Genomic DNA, 21,153 nt, shown 5'->3' with positions numbered 1-21,153 from the left:
CATTTAAGCGAAGCCACATAGCCTTGCAAGACTCGTATGTTTAAAATTAAATATTTTTATTTTTGATTATAGCATTTAAGTAGTTGGACCTATTTAATGTCATACTAAAAAATGAGTGAAATACTATTTGATATATAAGTCATATAAGAATTAAACCTTAAATGACCTTATGATTGTTTAAGTTACATAAGGCCAACACAATTGAAACTTAAACTTACATGACTTATATGGTAAAAAAATGCAACATTGTTTTATTCTTATTGCTTAGTGCATTAATTGAATCCTTTTACTCCAATACCGAATAATCCCCAATGCTAATACTGGAAAAATTCCCATCAAAACTAACGTGATTCCCAATCATTGCATTGTCTAAATTCGCATTTTTGATATGAGAATGGGTTTGTACCAAACTGTTTTTTATCGTACTGTTTGAAACATGGCATCCATCTCCTAAAGATACATTAGGACCAACAGTTGCGTTTATCAAAATTACATTTTTACCGATATAACAAGGCGGAATTATAGTTGAATTCTCTAATTTGACATCAAAATCCACTAAATGTTCGCCATCATTATGCAAGAATCCTAACATTCTGGAATTGGTTTCCACGGTTACATTCTTGTTGCCACAATCCATCCATTCGTCCACTTTACCGGGAACAAATTTCATGCCTTTAGCCATCATTTGTTTGATACCATCATTTATTTGATATTCGCCACCGTGGATAATATTGTTATCTAATACTAATTGTAATTCGTTTTTCAGCACGGCCACATCTTTAAAATAGTAAATTCCGATAACGGCAAGATCTGAGACAAAAGTTACCGGTTTCTCTACTAATTCTACTATTTCATTTGCTTCATTCAGTTTTACAACACCAAAAGCTTCCGGCTGATCTACTTGTTTCACCCAAATCACGCTGTCGGCATTTTGGTCCAAATCGAAATCAGCCCGAATCAACGTATCTGCGTAAGCGATAACTGCTGGTCCACTCAAAGAATCTTTGGCACACATAATGGCGTGACCGGTTCCTAAAGCTTCGTTTTGGTAATAAATAGTGCCTTTGGCGCCTAATTTTTGTGCGATAGCAATTAGTTCCTCTTCTACTTTTTTGCCAAAACTTTCATGAATAATAAAGGCTACTTCTTCGATCGCTTGATTTAATACGCCTGCAATATCCTCTACTAAACGGTGAACAATCGGTTTTCCTGCAATAGGAATTAAAGGTTTAGGAATGGTTAATGTATGTGGGCGAAGGCGTGAACCACGGCCTGCCATTGGGACAATTATTTTCATGTTTTTTTATTGAAAGATTAAACGATTGAAAAATTTAAAGATTATCGCAAATCTTTAAATTTTTCAATCTTTAAATTATTAAATCTATTTCACTCCCGTACTACCAAATCCGCCTTCTCCTCTGGAGGTTTCTGTCAGCTCTTGTACTTGAATCCACTCTGCACGTTCGTGTTTTGCGATGATGAGTTGCGCAATGCGTTCTCCGTTTTGGATAACAAAATCTTCATTGGATAAATTTACTAAAATAACTCCAATTTCACCACGATAATCGGCATCTACTGTTCCGGGTGCGTTCAATACTGTGATTCCGTTTTTAGCAGCGAGACCGCTTCGAGGTCTTACTTGCGCTTCGTAACCTATGGGTAGTTCTATGAAAAGTCCTGTTTTTACGATGGCTCGATCTAATGGTTTTAATGTTATAGATGCTGTTAAGTTAGCACGTAAATCCATTCCGGCAGAGGCTATGGTTTCATAGTTTGGTAAGGCATGTTGTGATTTGTTGATGATGTTTATTGTCATTTTTTTTATTTTTATGTGCTGTAGGGACAAGTCGCGACTTGTCCCTACTTGTCCGTATATGTTCTTTTGTATTGTTTTCGATTTTTTAGCCCTGATTGAAGCGGCATCCTTTTCTTTTTTTCTTTAAAAAAGAAAAGATACAGCAAAAAGCAGGAAATAGCTCCTAAAAACTAGATTCTAATTCTTTTTTCGGTTCAACATTTTGATTAATAATTCTTTCTCGTTGTAGTAAATAAAATATAGGAATGCTAACAATAGCGGCACTCCAACTAAATAATTTTCTCTAAAGCCATAAAATGAAACTGCTGAAAAACCTATGGAAATCACTAAATACATGGCAATTTTATTGGTTTCGTACGGTATGGGGTAATATTTGTTTCCAAAATAATAAGAGATGGTCATCATGCTCCCATAAGCCGCAATGGTGGCAATTGCAGAACCGTAATAACTCATTGTAGGAATTAAAAGAAAGTTTAATGCTAAGGTAATGATGGCTCCCACTATAGAAATGTATGCACCAATATGCGTTTTGTCAATGAGTTTGTACCAAACGGAAAGGTTGGTGTAAATGCCTAGGAAAAAATTAGCCAAAATAATTAATGGTACTACTTTCATGGCTTCCCAATAGGAATCATCTCGGATCATAATAACTTTGAGCACATCGGCAAAAACGATGACGGACAGTAATATAAACGACCCAAAAATGACAAAATATTTGGTAATTGTAGCATAGGTTTGTGGCGCATCTTTACTATTAGAATGGCTAAAAAAGAAGGGTTCGATTCCCAAAGTATAGGCAGTTCGGTACAAGACCATGAACAAACCGAGTTTGTAGCAGGCGTTATACACTCCCACTTCGGCATCAGCAATGTCAGGAGGCAATAAGTATCCCAATAAAATTTTGTCAAATTGGTCGTTGATGGCAAATGCTATTCCGGCCACCATAACAGGCATACCGTATTGCATCATGCGTTTCCAAAGCGAATAATCAAAATGCCATTTCAATATAAAGTAATTGGGTGACAACACTATAAAGGTCAGTAGACTGGCAATTAAATTAGACACAAAAATATAGCCTATCTGAAAATCTTCCAAGTAAAAAGAACCTAAAAAACTATCCGGGTTTGATTGTGAAATCACCGGTAAATAACTCAAAAAGAAAAGGTTCAAAAATAAATTGACAGCTACATTTCCTATTTTGATTATGGCGTATTTTACGGGTTGCTGGTTGACCCTTAATTTAGAGAACGGAACAATAACCAATGCATCGAGCACTAAAATCCAAATGGTGTATGTAATATATTGTTCATCAATTCCTGACCAAAGCGCTAATGTGTTTCGAAAAAGTAATGCTATGAATAAAAAGGTAAGTGAAGTCCAGAAGATCGACACTGAGGTTGTTTCAACTACTGAATTTTTGTTTGTTTCCTTATTATAAAACCTAAAAAAAGCAGTTTCCATTCCGTATGCAAGAATGACATTAAAAAAAATCATTCCGGCAAAAATTATGGAAACCTTCCCATACTCCGCTTTAGGAAGTAGATCCGTATATAAAGGCACCAATAAAAAACTGAACATTCGCGGGATGACCGTTGCTAATCCGTAAATGGCAGTCTGTTTAAAAAGATTTTTATATAATCCCAAAATGGCGTATTTGTTTAAATTGATATCGACAAAAATAACCAATTCTTTGGTTTAAATGACCTCAGTACCTTTTTGTTTTTACTGCTGTTTTGTCTTAGAAAATATTTGATTTGAAGATTTTAATTAGAGCGGTTTTTCGAAGACATTGGAGATTTTCAAATAATACGTTTTATTTTTTAGCTTGTATTTTAATACTGCTTCTGTGGATTTGATATCGAATTTGGTCTTTGAAATTATAGGTGCTTTGTTGCAATATTCTTTGGTGGGATTTATATCCATAATCAAATCTTCTTTTTTATTGCTTTGTAAAAATGAAGATTTAAAGTCTTTTGGTGTAATTTCCTGAACTAGAGATTCTTGATTGTGAAAATAGATTTTCTCCAATTTGATGTTTGCCGCAAGCGGTTTTTTGAATTCGATATAAAAATTGATCACGCTGCTTTCCGTATCTTTTTTCACTTTTTGGTAGAATACTGATTGTATTTCTTGAGGGAATTCCGTTTGAAGTTCGTGTTTCATAGCACAAAAAGTAAGGCTGATAGCGGTAATCACAGAGAAAAAAATTATTTTATATCCTTTCATAATTTTCTCTTTAACTTAGACCTTCTTCGTTTAAAATTTTAAGAAAGTGAAACCCTTTGGGTACGTAACCTTGGTTGTAATAAAAGCGATGTGCGGTGAAATTTCCGGTAAAGGCATCTAAAACGATCATCGTACAGCCCGTTTTTTTTGCCAAAGCATCAACATAATCCGTCAACATTTTGCCAATTCCTTTTTTGCGGTGATCTGGGTGTACAATAAAATTATCAATTTCTAAATACTTGCCAGACCAGAGTTTAGTTCCTGACCACAATCCAGAGAGTCCAACACATACATCACCTTCAAAAACGGCAATTTGCTTGTAGTTGTGTGGGATCATCTCTGTGAGATACGCATCGTATTTGTCTAAAGTGAAATTCGTATATAAATGTAGCATAACTTCATATTGAGCTAACATTTCCTGTTTAGTGGTCAGTTTTCTAATTTCTAATTTCATATTTGCTTTTCAAAAATGTAAAATTAGAGAAAAAGGAATGAGATTGAAAGTGATGATAGGGTAAATTTTTGAGAAATCTAATTGAAAATTTTGAAGTTTAATAAGTGTCATTTATCGCGCAACACCTAAAATTAGAGCTTATAGCTTAAATTCATAGAAAAAATCATGTTTTCAAATTATTGATGTTCAGGTATTTTAAAAAAATATTCACGGAATTAAGACACGGAATTCCGTGAATTCCGATAACAAGTGTTTGTATGTTAAAATATATGAGGGTAGTTTTGGAGTCAAGAAAAACAAATAAGTTCTTAGTAAGACGTTATTTAGAATTAAGTTTTTTTTCTAAAATGATATTGTAGCTACTTATCTAAAATTTATCAATTTAAAACAATTAAAACAATCTTAAATGAGAACAAAATTTATAATGAGAAAAAGTATATTCCTACTTTCCTTCTGCCTCTTGGTAATCAGTTGTTCTACTGAAAACAATAGTGAAACACTAGAAAAAACAAATTTAAATTCAAAACAGAAGTTAGTACAAGAAACTGCTATTTTGTTAGGCAAGTTATTAACTGACTCTGAAGTCAAAAACGCTTTAAATAACAAAATGAAAGAAGTTGACAAAGATGCAAATATTGTATCTTTTGCATACTTACTTGAACAAGAAGAAGGTTTAAGAAAAAATGAACAAGCTACGTTCAAAAACCAAATAAATAATTTAAGAAAGCAAAATATTTTTAAAAATGCTTTAAGAAAAGAGTTTGAAAATAATTCTAATGATTATAAAACAATTAAAGAAATTTTGGACAAAAACTTAACTTCTAAGAACAATTTTAGATCTACAGCGTTTATTGCAGATGAATTAACTAATCTTCTTGTTTCACAGGAATTACAAATTTTTTTTCCATTTGATCCTGAATATGAAAATGATGATCAAAATGCACAAGAATATTATGTTTCATTCGATCCGCTAAACAATTCGCAAACAAACATCGGATTTCAATTTAATACAGGCTACAGTGATTATGAAATTATTAATAATCTTGATAACAATTTTTTAGATAACAATCCCGTTTATGTAATCGTACCTATAGATCCATGTGATATTGCTGGTAGACCTTGTAATTTTATAGAACTGTTACCTACACCTTTAGACCAAAATAATGAACTGATAACTAGTGAGAATCAATTCATGGTTTACAATCCTAGTGGATTTACTAATAATAACAATACAATACCAACAACAACATTACTGACAACAAATACCAATCATAATAATATTCCCGAAACAGATGGTATCAGTTCCTATATCCCAAGAATAAGAATAAATGGAACTGGTTACATGGGGTTTGGTGGCACACATCAAAAGTTGAGATTTTACCGCGGCACAACTGATGGTTCTGTCACACAAAACGCAGATGGCACAATAACAGCTTCTCCAAAAGATTATATTGTAAAAGAATTCAGATGTAAAAGAAAACATGTCAAAGATAAAAATTGGGTTGATTTTGGTGCTGAATTTGACCAAGATTGGAACATGAGCGAAAATACACAGGATTTCGCTATTTTTTCCATACATAACTTGAAGGCTACAGCATCTTTTGAACTTTCCATGAAGTCAGGTTTTAAACTTGAAGATGGTAAAATTAAACCAAATGCCGAGGCAAGCGGTTCAGCTAAAATTAATGTTTCAGTCGGTAATGCAAAGTTTAGGACAAATGCAGAAATCTCACGTAGAATTGTTTTAGCAACTATTGTAGGTCTTGGCGCTACTGGTGAAACAGTCAGTGATGGTGGTGTGGATTATAATGTGAAGAAAAATGGCATTGTAGATTACTACTTTAAACACTATTATACCGACCTTTAATTATTAATTAGATGCTGTATCTTTGGTACAGCATCTACATTTATGTTGTTATGAAAAAAAATTTTACAGTTTTATTTATCTTTATTTTTACAATCTCATCTGCTCAAAACGAAAGCGTTTATGTGTCAATTGGCAAACCTTGGTTTCCTGATAAAGAAAGCAACTTAAATAATTTTTCACTAGGTTTAAATTATCAAAATAGATTTTCTCAGTCTTTTGCATTTGATTTGTATTTAGAATACAATCAAAGTAATGATTTTCCTCGTTTTTTTGATGATGCAACAGCAGTCGATAATTATTTAATGGATCAAACCTACTCAGGTGTATATTTTAATTCGCTTTGGTCAAAAATAAATACTGTTACTGTAGGAACTAAGATAGATTATCTATTTGTTAATAATGATCGGTTTTTATTTAATTTTAATTTAGGTGCTGGCTATTTGTTTTCATATTCTAGAGCGCATGATGTAAAAAATTGGACTTATGATTTTAATAATGGACAGATACTTACTTATGAAAATGGAACCACTTCAGGTAATTTAAATACTTTTTATTATACCTTAGGATTACAATTTCAATGTACATTTTATAAGAATTACTTTGTTGGTATCAGTCCGTACTATTTAATGCCTATTGGCGAAAAAAAAATTAACTCAATTCCGGTGTATCCTAACCACTATAACCTTACTTTAAATATTGGTAAAAGATTCTAATTATCATAAAATTATTTTTAGAAAAATGATTCAATAAAACATTCATTAAAATTAAAAAACAGTTACTTATAAAATCTAATCCTATGAAAAATAGACTACTATTAACTATATTTTTTCTTTCAACTTCTTTATTTGCTCAAGAAAACAAAGAACAAAAAATTGAAATTTCGTTCTCTTATGGTCTATCCTACATCGAGTACTCCAAATCCTTTTTAGATGATCCCGTACCTTTTGAATTGCCAAATATTGGCTCGTTTTATGAAATAAATTTTGATTTTAAATTACCTAAAGACCGCTACATTGGATTAGGTTATTCTAGGTTACAGCATGCAAAAAATATAGATGATGGTGTAATACTTACTTCAACCAATACTGGTTTGGTTTTACAAAACTATAGAAACATTCATACCAAAGACTTTTATGATGTTCATTTTAGAACCGTTTTTAAAAACAATTTGCAGTTTACGCTTGGAGCATACTATTTTATTGAAAATATGAACAGAAGCGATATTACTAATATTGATAACAATACTGTGTTTGTGTTAATAAACGAAAAAAATCGAGCAGACAATTTGGGTTTATTTGGATCTTTAGAATATTATTTCAAACTCAATAGTTATGCTGAACTTGGTTTAAAAAGCAAGTTGTATTATTCATTAAATGGTGTTGAAACCATAGCTATATTACCTACTTTAAGAGTAAAATTATAACGTAATGATTGTTACTTGTTATGTAGCAAATCGAATAGAAATGTTCAGTAATTTTGCTATTTTCCAACATAAAAAATGATGGTGCTAAAGTCAATTTTTAAAGGATGCTTACAATGTTTGGGAAGGTACTGCATCAGAGGGTTGGCAAAGAGACAACATCTATTATGGATTGACTCCTAGCAAGCAAAAAGGAGTAATTAGTGGTGGGAAGTATAGAGAATACATAACCTCTTTCAAAATGTCGGGAAATGATGCACAAGGAGCATTTAATACTATTTCAAACACAGATGACCCAAAACAAGTAACTGATTATAGACTCAATAGCTCCTCCGGATGGACAGACGGACAATTTGAATTTATGATTTATTGCTTTTATGGATCAAAAGCATCAAACACTGGTGAATCAGATAAAAAAGGCTTTTTTGCTAAACCGTCTGATTTATTTGAATTAAAACATGAAGCATACAGCAGATTTAATTGGCCTTTCAAAAAAACTTACATTCGTACAACTATAATTGGCTTAAAAACTATAAATTTTTTGAATAATAATTACGGTACAGTGTTAGAATTTCAAACGTGGGATTTAAATAGATTTTCAAATGAATGGAAATTTTCTTTTGAAGAAGTAGATGATCCATTAATAATTGAAACTAAACAATCAATAAGCTCAAAATTCAATGCTAACTTTTCTACCGAATTAAGCGGGACAATTTTTGAGGTTGTTAAAGTGAACACGAAATATGGAGCGTCAATTGAAGAATCAAAATCAAATGATTATATCGTCAAAAGAACAACGAAAAGCAACAATTTATTCGACTCTGTAATTCCTTTTTACGATAATGTAGTAAATAAAAATCCTAATACTGGGCAATTTGCTACAAGAACATATTATACTGGTAAAGTAGAGTTTCAAGTAAGACCAATTCAAGTTCAATGGTAGGCACAAAAAAAAACATATCCACCTACGGTAAGTACTGTAGGTGGTTTTTAATAAAAGCAAATAGTTTGCTTTTATTCCTTTTTATAGCATCTTGTGAAAGAGAAGAAGTTCTTAAAGAAGAAGTTGTGAATTCTCTAAATATTAAAATTGACAATGAACAGTTAAATTTAATAAATAGTCGCATCGGCTCCAACGAAAGTTGTGAAAGTTTATTTTTTAGTTGTAGCTATCAAAACAATAAAAATCCAGGTTTTAGAATTGAATTCTCGCTATTGAAAAATGGTACGTTAAAAAATATTACACTTTTTGACTATAGAAATCAAAATGCACATTTTGAATCTGCCGATTTTAACCCTAAAGGCTTAATGACAATATCAAATTTCAACTACGATGAAACAAAAAAGTACCTTCATTTTGATTTTAAAGGATATCTATTAGAACAATCTTACTATGATGAATTAGACATTGATAAAAAAAGAAAATATATCGAAGGGTCGGTAACTAGTAATAATGTAAGAACTACCGAGTGCCCATATACTTTTACAAATATGAATTTTAAAGGAACTGCTTTAAGTTTTTTTACCGCATTTCATTTTGGCGAATATGATCCGAAACTATTAAATAATCCATATCAAATGTACTTTTACACAGATAACGGATTTAGAGCTTTAATTAAATCTAAAATTAAATTGCCAAATTTAGCAGTAGGCACGTATAAATTTGACCAAAATACAATAGAGAACAGAATTGATTTTGATCAATATGTTGGCATATTTAGAGCTACCCAGTTATTGTGGATTAGAGATATTGATTGGAAAAAATACCAAACAGCTGGCAGTTACACAATTCTTGAGCATACAACTATAAATGAAGAAAAAGTAACTAGAGGCGAAATGAATCTGCAAGTTTATAATAAAGGCGCTTTGATTCACAATATTACAAATGGTAAATTTGTTGTCACTGATTTTTAACTAAAACATTCTATTGTATTATAGAGCAAAAGGGCTTAACTCAAAAGTCAATCCCAATTTTTAATGCCTTCTGAGCTCCTGAGTTTTATAAAACCGATACAAATGGTCGTATATCAGGAGCTCATATTGTCGTTGGCGGGAGGTAAACTGACGATTAACCATCATGTGAATATGGCTGCTTAAAAAATCAAAAAGAGGAATCTCCAACTGACTTTTTATGTTGGAACTTAACAAAGCAATTTCTGATATTTTAGTTTCTATGAAGGGAGTTAATACTTCAAATGGCAAGTCCGTTTTGCCTAGTAGCAAGGCAGTAATTTCTACTTCACGCTTGCGGTATTGGGTATCTAGTCCCTTATTTGTGGCCGCATCGGCATTAAATTCTTTTTTAAAATTCATTTGTAACCGGCGCATCAATTCATGTTTTTCAGACATTGATAACTGAAAACTTTCTAAAAAATGATGAATTGTAAACAGTCCAAACAATAGCTGTGCTGCTACCTCAAAATTGGATTTATGCTTTAAATAGGCTACAATCAACTCACTATGATACCCAAACAAAGTCTCAGAATCTACCATGGTAGCCTCTCCGTACCGCTCCAATTCTCTCTTATAAGTATCCGTTTGTACTTTCCAAACTAAATGGTTGACCAATAACTTCTCAAAAACAGGATGGAATGAACTGATAATGGTAGCTATTGCTTCTGGTTTGGTTACTAAAAAACGAAGACGAAGATGCGAATCAGGATCGTTATACCGAATAAAAAACCATTTGGCAATTATCTTTTCCTTTTGTAAATCTAAAATTAAGGGATACAACTTTTCAGATAATATAAGATCTGCTGTTTTTACTCCAGTGTATATTTTATAATACAGCCATTCACTTCCTATGCAAAAATCCCTTTTCATACTTTACAATTGGTCTTTATAATAGGATAGAATGAACTGATTGGCAAAATTTTCACCTTTTGCGTTTTTCACCACAGATTCCTCTGTAAATAGAAATTCTTCTAAAGTGATTTTAACATGATTTACAACTGATTTCAAAAATAATTGAATCCCTATATTTGTCTCAAAATCAAGTAACAATGTGTTGTCAAAATGAGCCCAATTTACAAGACTAGGAATGCTTCGTTGTTTTCTCCAAATCGAAAAAGCTTCAAATAATAGAATGCCATCCATTTTATAAAAAGGCATAATTTCAGTTTTACTTACGATCCATTTTGATTTTGAAAGTAGTACTCCGTTATATTCAACCCTTGGAAAAAAATCATAATGCGTTTCTAAAACACCCCAACTGAAACTGTAAATAGGCTTTACATCTTGCGACTGTAAATCACATAAAAAATGATAAACAGGCAGCGATTTAGTAACATAATTATGGGCATTTGACAAACAAGGAATAACTTCTTTATTGTGTTTCTTAGATCGCAAAATAATTTTGTTGTTGCGTATCGAAATCATTAAATCATTTAAGTCAATCGTGTAGTCTTTAGTTGCTGCCGAATTAGCCAAATAGGCAATTTCAAATGCTCTTAAAACAGGTCTTCTTAATATATTACCAGTTCTTGATTCCGGAATATGAACAATCTCTGCTAAAATTTTATCAGAATGATAGGTCGCTTCTTTGGCTACAACTTCATTGGTTAAATTGAAAATAGCATCATTTCCATTACAAAAACGCCCTAATAGTTTGGCGGCACTAACATCCCCCGAAGATTCAATTGATATGATTTCTTTTTCTTGATGCAATGCAATTTCAATCATTACCGAGAAAGTAGCTGGTGCATTATTCCAACTAGGATCAAAATCCGGAAAATCCTTTTCAGAAAGCGATACTGCTTCTTCATTTTTAAGAATACATTGCTGAAGTTTCTTCTCCATTATAAAATCATAAGCCGTCCAAGGTTCGAGGATTGTTTCTTGAACTTTACTTTTAAAAGAAAAATGCTCCAAAATCTCATGCGTATCATTCATTTCAGAATTTTGAAGATACCCAATTCCCGTTTCAGTATCTAAAACAGTTGTCAAAGGCATTTCTCTTGATTCATTCCTTTGTGTGAATGCTTTTATAAAATTAGTATGGTTTTCAGACTTCTTTTGCTTTTGAATTCCGTTTAAAAAACGAACCGCTTGGAAGACTTTATTTTGTGAACTAGTACTCAAAGTATTTACGGAAGCGGTCGTATTTAAATCAGTTTGAAAAAGATATTTTTCATCAAACTCCACACCTGTTTTCTCAATTAAATCCTGTATCGCTTCATAGTCTTTTTCAGAAGGAACAAGCGTTTGGTCTAATACTAAAAATTGAGTTCTTATACTTTGCAAAAGTTGAGAATCTTTTTTTAAGTTCGGAATTTTATCGATGATAGAAAAAACGCGTCCCCATTCATCACTACCTGTAACTGTTGCATCCAATTCACTTACAAGAAACTGAAAATCGATAAGCTGATTAATATATTCTAAAGCTTCTGCGGTTTCAGAATCATCATCGGCAAGAAGACAAACCATTTCATCAACAGTCATCCCTGATGTTGCTTTAAGCACTAATTCACTTAAAAGGGCTGTTTTTCGCAATGCTGAAATGGTATGGACTCTTTTTGTTTTTACATAGTTGTAATCAACATAGCGGTAAAAATCCCCAAGAGCATAGATCGAATTATTAGGATAATATTTAAGATAAGGTATAACTTCTTCTCTTTTAGCAAATTCTCGTAATAATGCCACCCAAAATTGCATGTCAAATTGTGTAAAACGACTAAAATTTTCAGTTGAATTGAGTATAATGTTCGTTTCAGAAGCTATTTTTCCAACTGAACAACCCGCAAATAACCCGAAAGGAGTACAACGAGTTGATATTCGCGCAATGTATTTCAGTAAACTAAGCTGCAAACTCTCCCTTTTTTTAGGTGATACACTGGAAGGATCAGCTTTCCATTTTTTTAAAGCTGTTAGTAGTTCCGGTGAAGCCATACGAATGGCTTCTCTAACATAAGGGTTTTCAAACTGCAGCAATAAGGCCTCTTCGGAATAATTTTCCAATAAATCAAAATAGAAAGGCAATGGAAATAAAGGGGTTCTTAAAACATAGTGCGAGAAAGGACGAACTTGATAGTGGTGCATTATCGTTTCTTTTTACTCACTTTCTCAGCGAGTTGCATCGCGTTATAGACATTTAATACTTTTCCTGATTTAGATAATTCACTAAATTTGATTTTTTTGCCCTCTCCACCAGGGACCAAAACGTCTAAATCGTAAGCCGTTCCTGATTCTAGAATAATTTGTTTAACCTCCTTAGCTGTTAGTTTAGGATAATACGACCATATTAAAGCCGCTGTTCCAGAAACCATGGGTGCTGCAAGTGAAGTACCTGAATCATAGCCATAACTATTGCCTGCGGTTGTGGTATAAATTTTATCTCCAGGAGCAAATAAATCTACATTCTTCTTGCCGTAATTTGAATAAGAGGCCACAAAAGTACTGTCTGCTTTTGCAGTAGTGGCGCCTACATTGATAAAATTATCTACGACTTCTTTTGCATCATCCTTAAATTCTGTATCTGACGGATAATAAGGGTTTTCGTCAATATTGAATTTATTGTTACCCGCAGAATGTACAATCAATACATCCCTTTTCATTGCATACTTTAATGCTTCTATTACCAATTCTTTATATAAAGAAAATTCTTTACCAAATGACATATTGATAACCTTTGCACCATTATCTACTGCATAATATATCGCATTAGCTATATCCTGATCGTATTCATCACCTGATGCCGAAATTACTAACGGCATTATCTTGAAATTATTTTTTGCAATCATCGATACAATACCTGATACCTTAGTTGAATGATTATGCGTAGATCTTTTGCCTGCCTTGTTTTCTGAGATAGTCGCATTTCCATATCCTTTACTAACTAAATAAGGATTGCCTTTAATATATATTCTTTCATCAAAATTTACATTTAGATTTCTGTTGACTATCGAATCTATTCGAACCCTTGTATCTAAAGCTTCCTCAATTGTATTCTCTCCTGCTTGCAATCTTGACTTTATAAAACCTATCATTGCACCAATATCATAATCCTTGTCTTCACGTCTTTGTTTAAAAGTTTTATCATTAATTTTATGCTTGAGATACAAACTATCTAATTCCTTGATTGAATACTTTTCATTAGGAAAATATCTTTTTAAGCTATCTTTTGCTATTTGATAATTATCAACAATGTATTGTTGTGATTTTAACCAGTTGTCATAAGCTCCAAATTGCTTGTTATAAGTGTTGATTATACGTTTATATTCATCACCGCCTAGGTTTTGAATAGTTAATTGAGGATTAGAATTAGCGTTCAAAATTTTCAAAAATCTTACAAATTCAAAATTAACCCAAACTAAATAACCATTATCTCTTGTTCCTATAAAATTCCAACCATTAATATCGTCTACATAGCCATTTTTATCGTCATCTATACCGTTAGAAGGAATTTCATGTTTATTGAACCAAATATTATTCTTTAAATATTCATGATTAGTATCTAATGGAGTGTCAATTATAGCAACCACAACATTATTGTTTCGAACTTTACTTTTAGATGTTTTTTTGACTTGAATAAAATCAATGATAAAAGCATTTTGATCTTTATTGACTTTATGAAACCAATTTAAAGAATCTAAACTTCGCCAACCAGAGCTAATTGATTCATTTTTTAAAACATAAACTCCATTTTTTTTTGTGGCACAACTTAAAATTATACAGACTAAAAAAATTAAATAAATATTTTTCATTTTTTTAAGTTAAAGTTATTGGGAGGAGGCATTAAAGAGTCAGTTACAGTTTCAATGTCACCAGTCAATTTTAAAAAACCACCATTTATTAAATGTAAGTTATCCAATTGAGCTACTTTCATTTTTTCTAAATTGAACTTTGATTGCGTTTTTGTTTGTTTTTTTTCTGTTTTCATGTGATAAAATTATTTATTTATTATACAAGTTGCAAAAGTAAAAGCTTGGCCTGATAATAGCTAAAAAAAATTAAAAGTTATTGGCGGAATTCCGTGAATTCCGATAGCGCTATATAAAATAATTAACTGAAAACGAAATAGTTATGAATATTTTTCATTTTCTAGTGCTTTTAGAAAAAAAGTAGGCTTAATCTTGTTTTTCTTATAAAAAGCCGCAGCAAAAGCTTCGGCAGAATTGAATCCAAACTCCTTCGCTAAAAAAGGCATGGTGTAATTTCGTAATTTCGTTTGGGCTTGCAATTGGTCAACCGCATGTGTAATTCTCAAATCGTTAATATAATGCACAAACGTTTTTCCTTTATGTTCATTAATAACATTAGACAAATATTTTGTATTTGTATTTAACTGCAAAGCTACTTTTTGAATGGTAATCGTATTCTCTAAATATCCCTTATTGCGTTCAAAGTAGACTAACTTCTCTAATAATTGCTCCACAACCTCTATTGCTATACCTCGTGATTCTTGTGATTTACTTTCTTGTTTAAAATCATCTTCCTTTTTTATAGCACCAGAAGGCTGAAAATCAACTGATGTAGGACGAATAATTGCTTCAAATCGTTTTTGATATTGTTTTTTTGAATAAAATTGGTAGCCTATTAAGCCTCCAATACCTACTATTAGAATCAAAATCCATATAAAATATCTAGATTCATTGTTTTGCAAGGATTGTACAAGGGATTCTTTTTCTGCAAGTAAACGAGGAGTGTCATATTCTTTGACTAAAACTTTATTTAAATGCTTATAGTTTCTTTGTAATATGCTATCAATACTCATAAACTTATTCAAGAATTTTAATTGATTTTCTTTGTCTCCAGTTTTTTTGTAATATTCAATTAAATAGGAATACCCACTTATAAACTCTGGTGTAATTCTTTTATTTAATAAATACATGGAATCTACTTTGATAAAATTTTGAATCGCTTTCTTTTCACTACTCATACCAGCGTACGACTTTCCTAAATAAAAATAAGACGCCAGTATATTACCAAAATTTTTATCTAATATTATTTGAGGCAATGCCTTATTTATACTATCTAAAGATGCTTTGTAATTTTTCTTTAACATTTCATTTGCACCTTCATTTAAAATAAAATATGGTATATAAAACTTATCGTTGGTTATAATCGATTCTTTGTACCCTAATTTGTTATAAAAACTAGCAGAGTCTAAATTCTTTAATGATTTGTGCGCATCGGCAATCACAAATAAAAGATTGTGATAATCGCTACTGTATTTTAAAGATGATATGTCTTTTTTTCTTATGTAACTTAAACATTCACGATATAGTAGCAATGCCTCCTCTACTTCACCTAATTCCTCTGACCTTAAAACACCAATTGACCGCTTGATATAAAAATTTAAATCTTCATTATTGTCTTTAGCATATTTTTCTGCTTTGAAATAATTAGCTAAAGCCTTGCTATACTTAAATTGCATTCTTAACTCATATGCCTTTCTAGAATAAGACAATGCTGGAAAATTATAATCATTTTGATTAGTTGAATAGGCAATAGATGAATCAAGGTATTGTATTGCTTTATTTCCTTTGTATAATGTTGATAAAAGATAAAAACCCCGTGAAAGACTTAAATTATTTTTTCTAGAATAAGATTTAGAAATGATTTCCGAAATAAATGTTTTCTTATTATTATCACTTTTCTGTAAAATAAACTCTTTTTTTAAATCTTCATACGAATCTTTTCCGATAAATTTATCAGCCGTTTGCGCCAATAAACAATAAGGAAACAGTATTAAAAGCACTATTTTAATAAAACGTTGGTTAGTCATTACAGTAGATTTTGCACAAAAATACAGCAACATCACTAAAATAATCTTAAAAATAATGATTTTTTTACATTATTTAAATAGCATATTTTCAGTGATTTATAAAATACAATTTGTGGAATTCCGTGAATTCAGTATCGGAATTCAGGAATTCCGATAATAACAGTTTGCTTAGAACCTCTTCTTACTCTAGTTTTGGCACAAAGAAAGTGAAAGCGTTTGGAGTAAGACGTTACTTTTAAATGTAGATTACTTTCCTAAATCAATTGGCCAATTACAAGGGAATAATTCAGCTGTACTGTAACCCTTTCAAAAAAAACAGAGCATGAGGTTTTATGTAAAGGTATTTGTTCCTCAAAAAACAAAGCATAAGGGAATAATTCAGCTGTACTGTAACCCTTTCAAAAAAAACAGAGCAAGGAGTTTGAAAGCTATGGTCTCTAAAAAAAACCAAGCACAAAAGTTCTCGAGAAACTTTTTATTGAAATGAAATGTGTAATTTTAAAAACTTAAAAAATGAATTTAGATAATTTGAATTTAGTGGAGCTTAATGCTCAAGAAGTTAAAGGAACAGAAGGTGGGTTTATACCTCTTCTAATATGGGGAATAGCAATATCTGCTGAAACTGTAGCTACTGCATTTTGGGTAGGAGTTGGTGTAGGTGCAGCAGTTGCTCAAGGACAAAAATAATGTTAAATATCAAAAAATTAAAATATGAATTTAGAAGCGTTGAATTTAAAGGAAATTAGTATCCAAGAGTCCAAAGAGACTGAAGGAGGTTATCTTGCTCCAGCAGTGATAGCCGTGGCTGCTGCAGGGGCTACAGTTGTTGGCGTTGTTGTTGTAGGTGCTTTAGTTGGATATGGCGTCTATAAATTTGTAGACTGGGCAACATCATAAAATTAACACAATGACTTATCATAAAATAATGCAATACTTAGCTCCTTATTGGTTTAAGATATTTATCATAGGTATTGCTTTAGGAGCGTTAATTGCTCATATTCAAAAGTTAAAAAATAACTTTTAAATCAAGATTTTTATTGTGAGACTGCCTATTTTATTAGGCAGTCTTTTTAGTATTGAAATAGTAATCAGTTAAAGGAAATTTGTTTGTTGGATTGCAGGTTCTCCATGTTTTTATTATCTATACAAACGTGTCTTATAAATTCACTAAAAAAAATGAACTTCAGTCAAGATCCCATAAACACTCTCGAAAACCTTATCGCAAAAAACAAAACCAAGAGTATTTCTATTTACTTGGTCTTGATTCTGGCTATACTTATTTTTCTGGCACTATTGCCTGTCATCAAAATAGACATTAGCAGTCAGAGTCGCGGTATCGTGCGAAGTACTACTGACAATGTTCCAGTAAGTAGCTTAGTGAATGGCAAAGTAACTTTTATAAAAATAAAGAATAACCAAGTAGTGCAACAAGGAGATACCCTGATTGCCATTACCCAAGAAAATTTAAATACCGAGAAAGCCAATAATCAAGTGACGGCGGCTACTATTCAGGATCAAATTCATGATTTAACTCAAGTTACACAAGGCAGGGCTACGGGTTTTAAAACACTTGCTATGCAGCAAGAGTGGCAGAGTTACAATAATAAAAGAGAGGAATTGCAAAGCAAAATTGCCCAATCAAAAATAGTATATGACCGAAACAAACAGTTGCATGATAAGGGCATAATTGCCAAAGCTGAATTTGAGAAATATAGTTTTGATTATACGTATGCTCAGCAAGCACTTTCTGGTTTAGAAAAAAACCAACGTAGCCTTTGGCAAAACAGCAAACGAGAGCTACAAATGCAACTTCAAAACCTAAACGGCACCCTAGAAAAAATAAAAGTAGAAGCGCAAAACTATTATATAACAGCACCATTATCTGGAACTATAGAAAATTTCTCAGGAATTCAAGCTGGTTCTTTCTTGAACGCCTCTCAACCTATAGCCTCTATTTCGGCAATAGATCAATTGATTGTAGAAAGCACCGTTTCACCAAACGATATAGGTTTAATTAGAAAAAATCAAAAGGTGAAATTTCAACTCGATGCTTTCAATTACAACCAATGGGGTTTGCTAGAAGGAAAAGTAATCGATATTGACCGTAATATTACCATTCAAGGGGAACAAGCTTTTTTTAAAGTACGATGCGCACTGAATACTACCGCAATGCAATTGCAATCCGGTTACAAAACCCAAATTACAAAAGGAATGACCCTAACCACACGATACATCATTACAAGAAGAAGCTTATTTGATTTATTGTTTGACAAAGTCGATGATTGGCTCAACCCAAAACAAATTGCATCCAAATCTTAAACTGGTAAAATTTTATAAAATAATTTATACTCTCTGAGAAAATTCTAAAGTCTTTTTTCTATCATCTATACTCTTATAATGGCTTCAATAAAAATAAAACAACATGATATTAAAGATTGTGGTGCTGCTTGTCTCGCTTCTATTGGCAATCATTACAAAGTTAATCTGCCTATAGCGCGCATTCGTCAATTTGCGAATACCGATAAAAGAGGTACCAATGTGCTGGGGATAATTGAAGCTGCCGAAAAAATGGGTTTTTCTGCCAAGGGAGTAAAAGGAGGCATAGATGCTATTGATAAAATTCCGCTCCCTGCTATTGCTCACATTATAGTAAAAGAACAATTGCATCATTATGTGGTGATTTATAAAGTTGAATCCTCCCCTAACCCCTCCAAAGGAGGGGGAACCATAACGGTAATGGATCCCGCTTTTGGCAAAATGGAAACCTATACGTATGAAGAATTTCAAAAAATCTGGACTGGTGTACTGATTCTTTTTGCACCGAATGATGATTTCAAGGAATATAACGAAAAAGTTACTCCATTAAAACGCTTTTGGGATTTGGTACAGCCACATAAAACCATTTTAATTCAGGCTTTGGCGGGTGCCATACTTTTTACCGTTTTAGGATTGGCCATGTCCATCTACATTCAAAAAATTACCGATTATGTTTTGGTTGAAGGCAACAGAAACTTACTCAATTTGCTGAGTGTTTCCATGATTTTTATCATCATATTGCAAGCCTACATCGGTTCTCAAAAGAGTGTTTTTGTTATGAAAACGGGGCAATTGATTGATGCCAAATTAATTTTAGGATACTATAAACATTTACTCCATCTTCCGCAACGTTTTTTTGACACGATGCAAGTTGGAGAAATCACATCCCGGATTGGCGATGCGGTAAAAATTAGATCTTTTATCAATGAAGTGGCGATTGATATGATTGTAAATATCTTCATTGTGATTTTTTCCTTTACCTTGATGTTTACCTATTATTGGAAATTGGCCTTGGTGATTCTGCTGGTGATTCCATTTTATGGAGCTATTTATTTTATTTTAAATAAGTTCAATAAAAAAGTGGAACGCGTTATCATGGAGAATGCTGCGGAATTGCAAACGCAATTAGTCGAGAGTATTACCCATATTAGAACGGTTAAAGAATTTGGAATTGAAGAATTTTCAAATTTAAAAACAGAAAACAAGTTTGTTAAATTACTTTTTACTGGCTACAAATCTGGACTAAATGGTCTTTTTGCTGGGACTTCAACGCAGTTCTTGGCCTCTATATTTACAGTAATACTTATGTGGATAGGTTCTGGTTATGTAATTGACAGAGCTATAACTCCAGGTGAATTGTTTTCATTCTATGCATTAATTGGCTATTTTACCTCACCAGTAGCATCATTAATTGGGATGAATAAAACCGCTCAAAATGCCTTAATTGCCGCAGATCGTCTATTTGAGATAATGGATTTAGAACGAGAAGAGACAGAAAATAAAGTCGAATTACAAAGAGAAAACATAGGAGATATAAAATTCGAAAATGTAACGTTTCGTTATGGCTCTCGAACAGAAGTTTTCAAAAATTTTAATGCGGTTTTCAAGAAAAATGAAACCACAGCTATCGTTGGCGAAAGCGGAAGTGGTAAAACGACACTGATTTCACTGTTGCAAAACTTATATCCCATAAAAGAAGGAAAAATTTATATTGGAGAATATGATTCTCAATTCATACATTATCAGAGTTTACGGAATTGCATTGGTGTCATTCCGCAACAGCTCAATCTGTTTTCGGGAAATATTATCGAAAACATTGCTTTAGGCGATTCATTTCCAAATATTCAACGCATTTTAGATTTGTCCAAACAATTGGGAATTACAGAGTTTGTGGAGAAATTGCCCAATGGTTTTGAAACTCAAATTGGAGAAAATGGCGCCATGCTCTCTGGAGGACAAAAACAACGTATTGCTATAGCAAGAGCCTTGTACAAAAACCCGGAAGTGTTATTAATGGATGAAGCCACTTCTTCATTAGATACTAACTCGGAACACATTGTAAAAGAAGTGATTGATAATTTTAAATCTCAGGGAAAAACAGTTATTGTCATAGCCCATCGATTGAGTACTATAGCTAATGCAGATACTATTTTGGTAATGGAAAATGGCACTATCGTGGAGTCCGGAAATCATGTCGCATTAATAGAACAAAAAGGAAAGTACTACGATTTATGGAATAAACAAGGATTGGTTTAAGAAAAAAAAGATTATTAAACAATTCCCTTAGAAACAAGAAAAGAGTCACGCTATACGTGACTCTTTATATATT

Annotated in this window: 19 protein-coding genes; 9 read left to right on the top strand and 10 right to left on the bottom strand. The window is 32.1% G+C overall.

The window, feature by feature from the left end:
• Window positions 1–286: 286 nt before the first annotated feature.
• The 5 genes from EKL97_RS01340 to EKL97_RS01320 form a co-directional block, all read right to left on the bottom strand.
• Window positions 287–1,297 carry a sugar phosphate nucleotidyltransferase gene (locus EKL97_RS01340; protein WP_126567849.1) on the bottom strand — a complete coding sequence of 337 codons (1,011 nt, stop codon included), beginning with the start codon at window positions 1,295–1,297 and terminating at the stop codon, window positions 287–289.
• 84 nt (window positions 1,298–1,381) lie between these two features.
• Entirely contained in the window at window positions 1,382–1,816 is a 435-nt protein-coding gene (gene dut / locus EKL97_RS01335; protein ID WP_126567847.1) for a dUTP diphosphatase, read from the bottom strand.
• Between the two features lie 177 nt (window positions 1,817–1,993).
• Window positions 1,994–3,460: a lipopolysaccharide biosynthesis protein gene (locus EKL97_RS01330; protein ID WP_126567845.1), complete on the bottom strand. Its 1,467-nt coding sequence runs from the start codon at window positions 3,458–3,460 to the stop codon at window positions 1,994–1,996.
• A 123-nt stretch (window positions 3,461–3,583) separates the two neighbouring features.
• Window positions 3,584–4,042, bottom strand: a complete 459-nt coding sequence (locus EKL97_RS01325) for a hypothetical protein (protein WP_126457807.1) — start codon at window positions 4,040–4,042, stop codon at window positions 3,584–3,586.
• A gap of 10 nt (window positions 4,043–4,052) precedes the next feature.
• A complete protein-coding gene (locus EKL97_RS01320; RefSeq protein ID WP_126567844.1) occupies window positions 4,053–4,496 on the bottom strand; it encodes a GNAT family N-acetyltransferase in 444 nt (147 codons plus the stop codon).
• A gap of 406 nt (window positions 4,497–4,902) precedes the next feature.
• Here EKL97_RS01320 and EKL97_RS01315 point away from each other — a divergent pair, with 406 nt between their 5' ends.
• The 5 genes from EKL97_RS01315 to EKL97_RS01295 all read left to right on the top strand — a co-directional run bounded on the left by EKL97_RS01315 (window position 4,903) and on the right by EKL97_RS01295 (window position 9,697).
• Window positions 4,903–6,363 (top strand): hypothetical protein, encoded by a 1,461-nt coding sequence (locus EKL97_RS01315; RefSeq protein WP_126552891.1) that lies wholly within the window; start codon window positions 4,903–4,905, stop codon window positions 6,361–6,363.
• 50 nt (window positions 6,364–6,413) lie between these two features.
• Complete coding sequence (locus EKL97_RS01310; protein WP_091259556.1) at window positions 6,414–7,076, top strand: hypothetical protein; 663 nt, start codon at window positions 6,414–6,416, stop codon at window positions 7,074–7,076.
• 83 nt (window positions 7,077–7,159) lie between these two features.
• Window positions 7,160–7,786 (top strand): hypothetical protein, encoded by a 627-nt coding sequence (locus EKL97_RS01305; RefSeq protein ID WP_126457799.1) that lies wholly within the window; start codon window positions 7,160–7,162, stop codon window positions 7,784–7,786.
• Window positions 7,787–7,955: 169 nt separating this feature from the next.
• Entirely contained in the window at window positions 7,956–8,726 is a 771-nt protein-coding gene (locus tag EKL97_RS01300) for a hypothetical protein (RefSeq protein ID WP_126567842.1), read from the top strand.
• Window positions 8,720–9,697, top strand: coding sequence for a hypothetical protein (locus EKL97_RS01295; RefSeq protein ID WP_126457795.1), 978 nt, complete (start codon window positions 8,720–8,722; stop codon window positions 9,695–9,697). The genes EKL97_RS01300 and EKL97_RS01295 overlap by 7 nt, the downstream gene beginning before the upstream one ends.
• Before the next feature lie 60 nt (window positions 9,698–9,757).
• On the opposite strand, the gene EKL97_RS01290 is transcribed toward EKL97_RS01295, so the two are convergent.
• From EKL97_RS01290 to EKL97_RS01270, 5 genes are all read right to left on the bottom strand, one after another.
• Window positions 9,758–10,606, bottom strand: coding sequence for a thiopeptide-type bacteriocin biosynthesis protein (locus EKL97_RS01290; protein ID WP_126457793.1), 849 nt, complete (start codon window positions 10,604–10,606; stop codon window positions 9,758–9,760).
• Between the two features lie 3 nt (window positions 10,607–10,609).
• A complete protein-coding gene (locus EKL97_RS01285; RefSeq protein WP_126457792.1) occupies window positions 10,610–12,820 on the bottom strand; it encodes a lantibiotic dehydratase family protein in 2,211 nt (736 codons plus the stop codon).
• Entirely contained in the window at window positions 12,820–14,484 is a 1,665-nt protein-coding gene (locus EKL97_RS01280) for a S8 family serine peptidase (RefSeq protein WP_126457791.1), read from the bottom strand. The genes EKL97_RS01285 and EKL97_RS01280 overlap by 1 nt, the downstream gene beginning before the upstream one ends.
• Window positions 14,481–14,660, bottom strand: coding sequence for a hypothetical protein (locus EKL97_RS01275; RefSeq protein WP_126457790.1), 180 nt, complete (start codon window positions 14,658–14,660; stop codon window positions 14,481–14,483). The genes EKL97_RS01280 and EKL97_RS01275 overlap by 4 nt, the downstream gene beginning before the upstream one ends.
• 141 nt (window positions 14,661–14,801) lie before the next feature.
• The gene (locus EKL97_RS01270) at window positions 14,802–16,508 is read right to left on the bottom strand and encodes a helix-turn-helix domain-containing protein (protein ID WP_158614838.1); all 1,707 of its coding nucleotides are present in this window, start codon (window positions 16,506–16,508) and stop codon (window positions 14,802–14,804) included.
• Between the two features lie 513 nt (window positions 16,509–17,021).
• Between EKL97_RS01270 and EKL97_RS15730 the strand changes: the two genes are divergently transcribed.
• From EKL97_RS15730 to EKL97_RS01250, 4 genes are all read left to right on the top strand, one after another.
• Entirely contained in the window at window positions 17,022–17,195 is a 174-nt protein-coding gene (locus EKL97_RS15730; protein ID WP_231507447.1) for a bacteriocin, read from the top strand.
• 24 nt (window positions 17,196–17,219) lie between these two features.
• Window positions 17,220–17,405 (top strand): hypothetical protein, encoded by a 186-nt coding sequence (locus tag EKL97_RS15640; protein ID WP_091259184.1) that lies wholly within the window; start codon window positions 17,220–17,222, stop codon window positions 17,403–17,405.
• A 279-nt stretch (window positions 17,406–17,684) separates the two neighbouring features.
• On the top strand, window positions 17,685–18,827 hold the full coding sequence (locus EKL97_RS01255; RefSeq protein WP_199736771.1) for an HlyD family secretion protein: 1,143 nt from the start codon (window positions 17,685–17,687) through the stop codon (window positions 18,825–18,827).
• A 78-nt stretch (window positions 18,828–18,905) separates the two neighbouring features.
• Window positions 18,906–21,080: a peptidase domain-containing ABC transporter gene (locus EKL97_RS01250; RefSeq protein ID WP_126567840.1), complete on the top strand. Its 2,175-nt coding sequence runs from the start codon at window positions 18,906–18,908 to the stop codon at window positions 21,078–21,080.
• Window positions 21,081–21,153 lie beyond the last annotated feature (73 nt).

The organism is Flavobacterium sp. LS1P28 (assembly GCF_003970335.1).
Classification (GTDB): Bacteria; Bacteroidota; Bacteroidia; order Flavobacteriales; family Flavobacteriaceae; genus Flavobacterium.
This window is presented reverse-complemented; position numbering and strand designations above follow the sequence as displayed.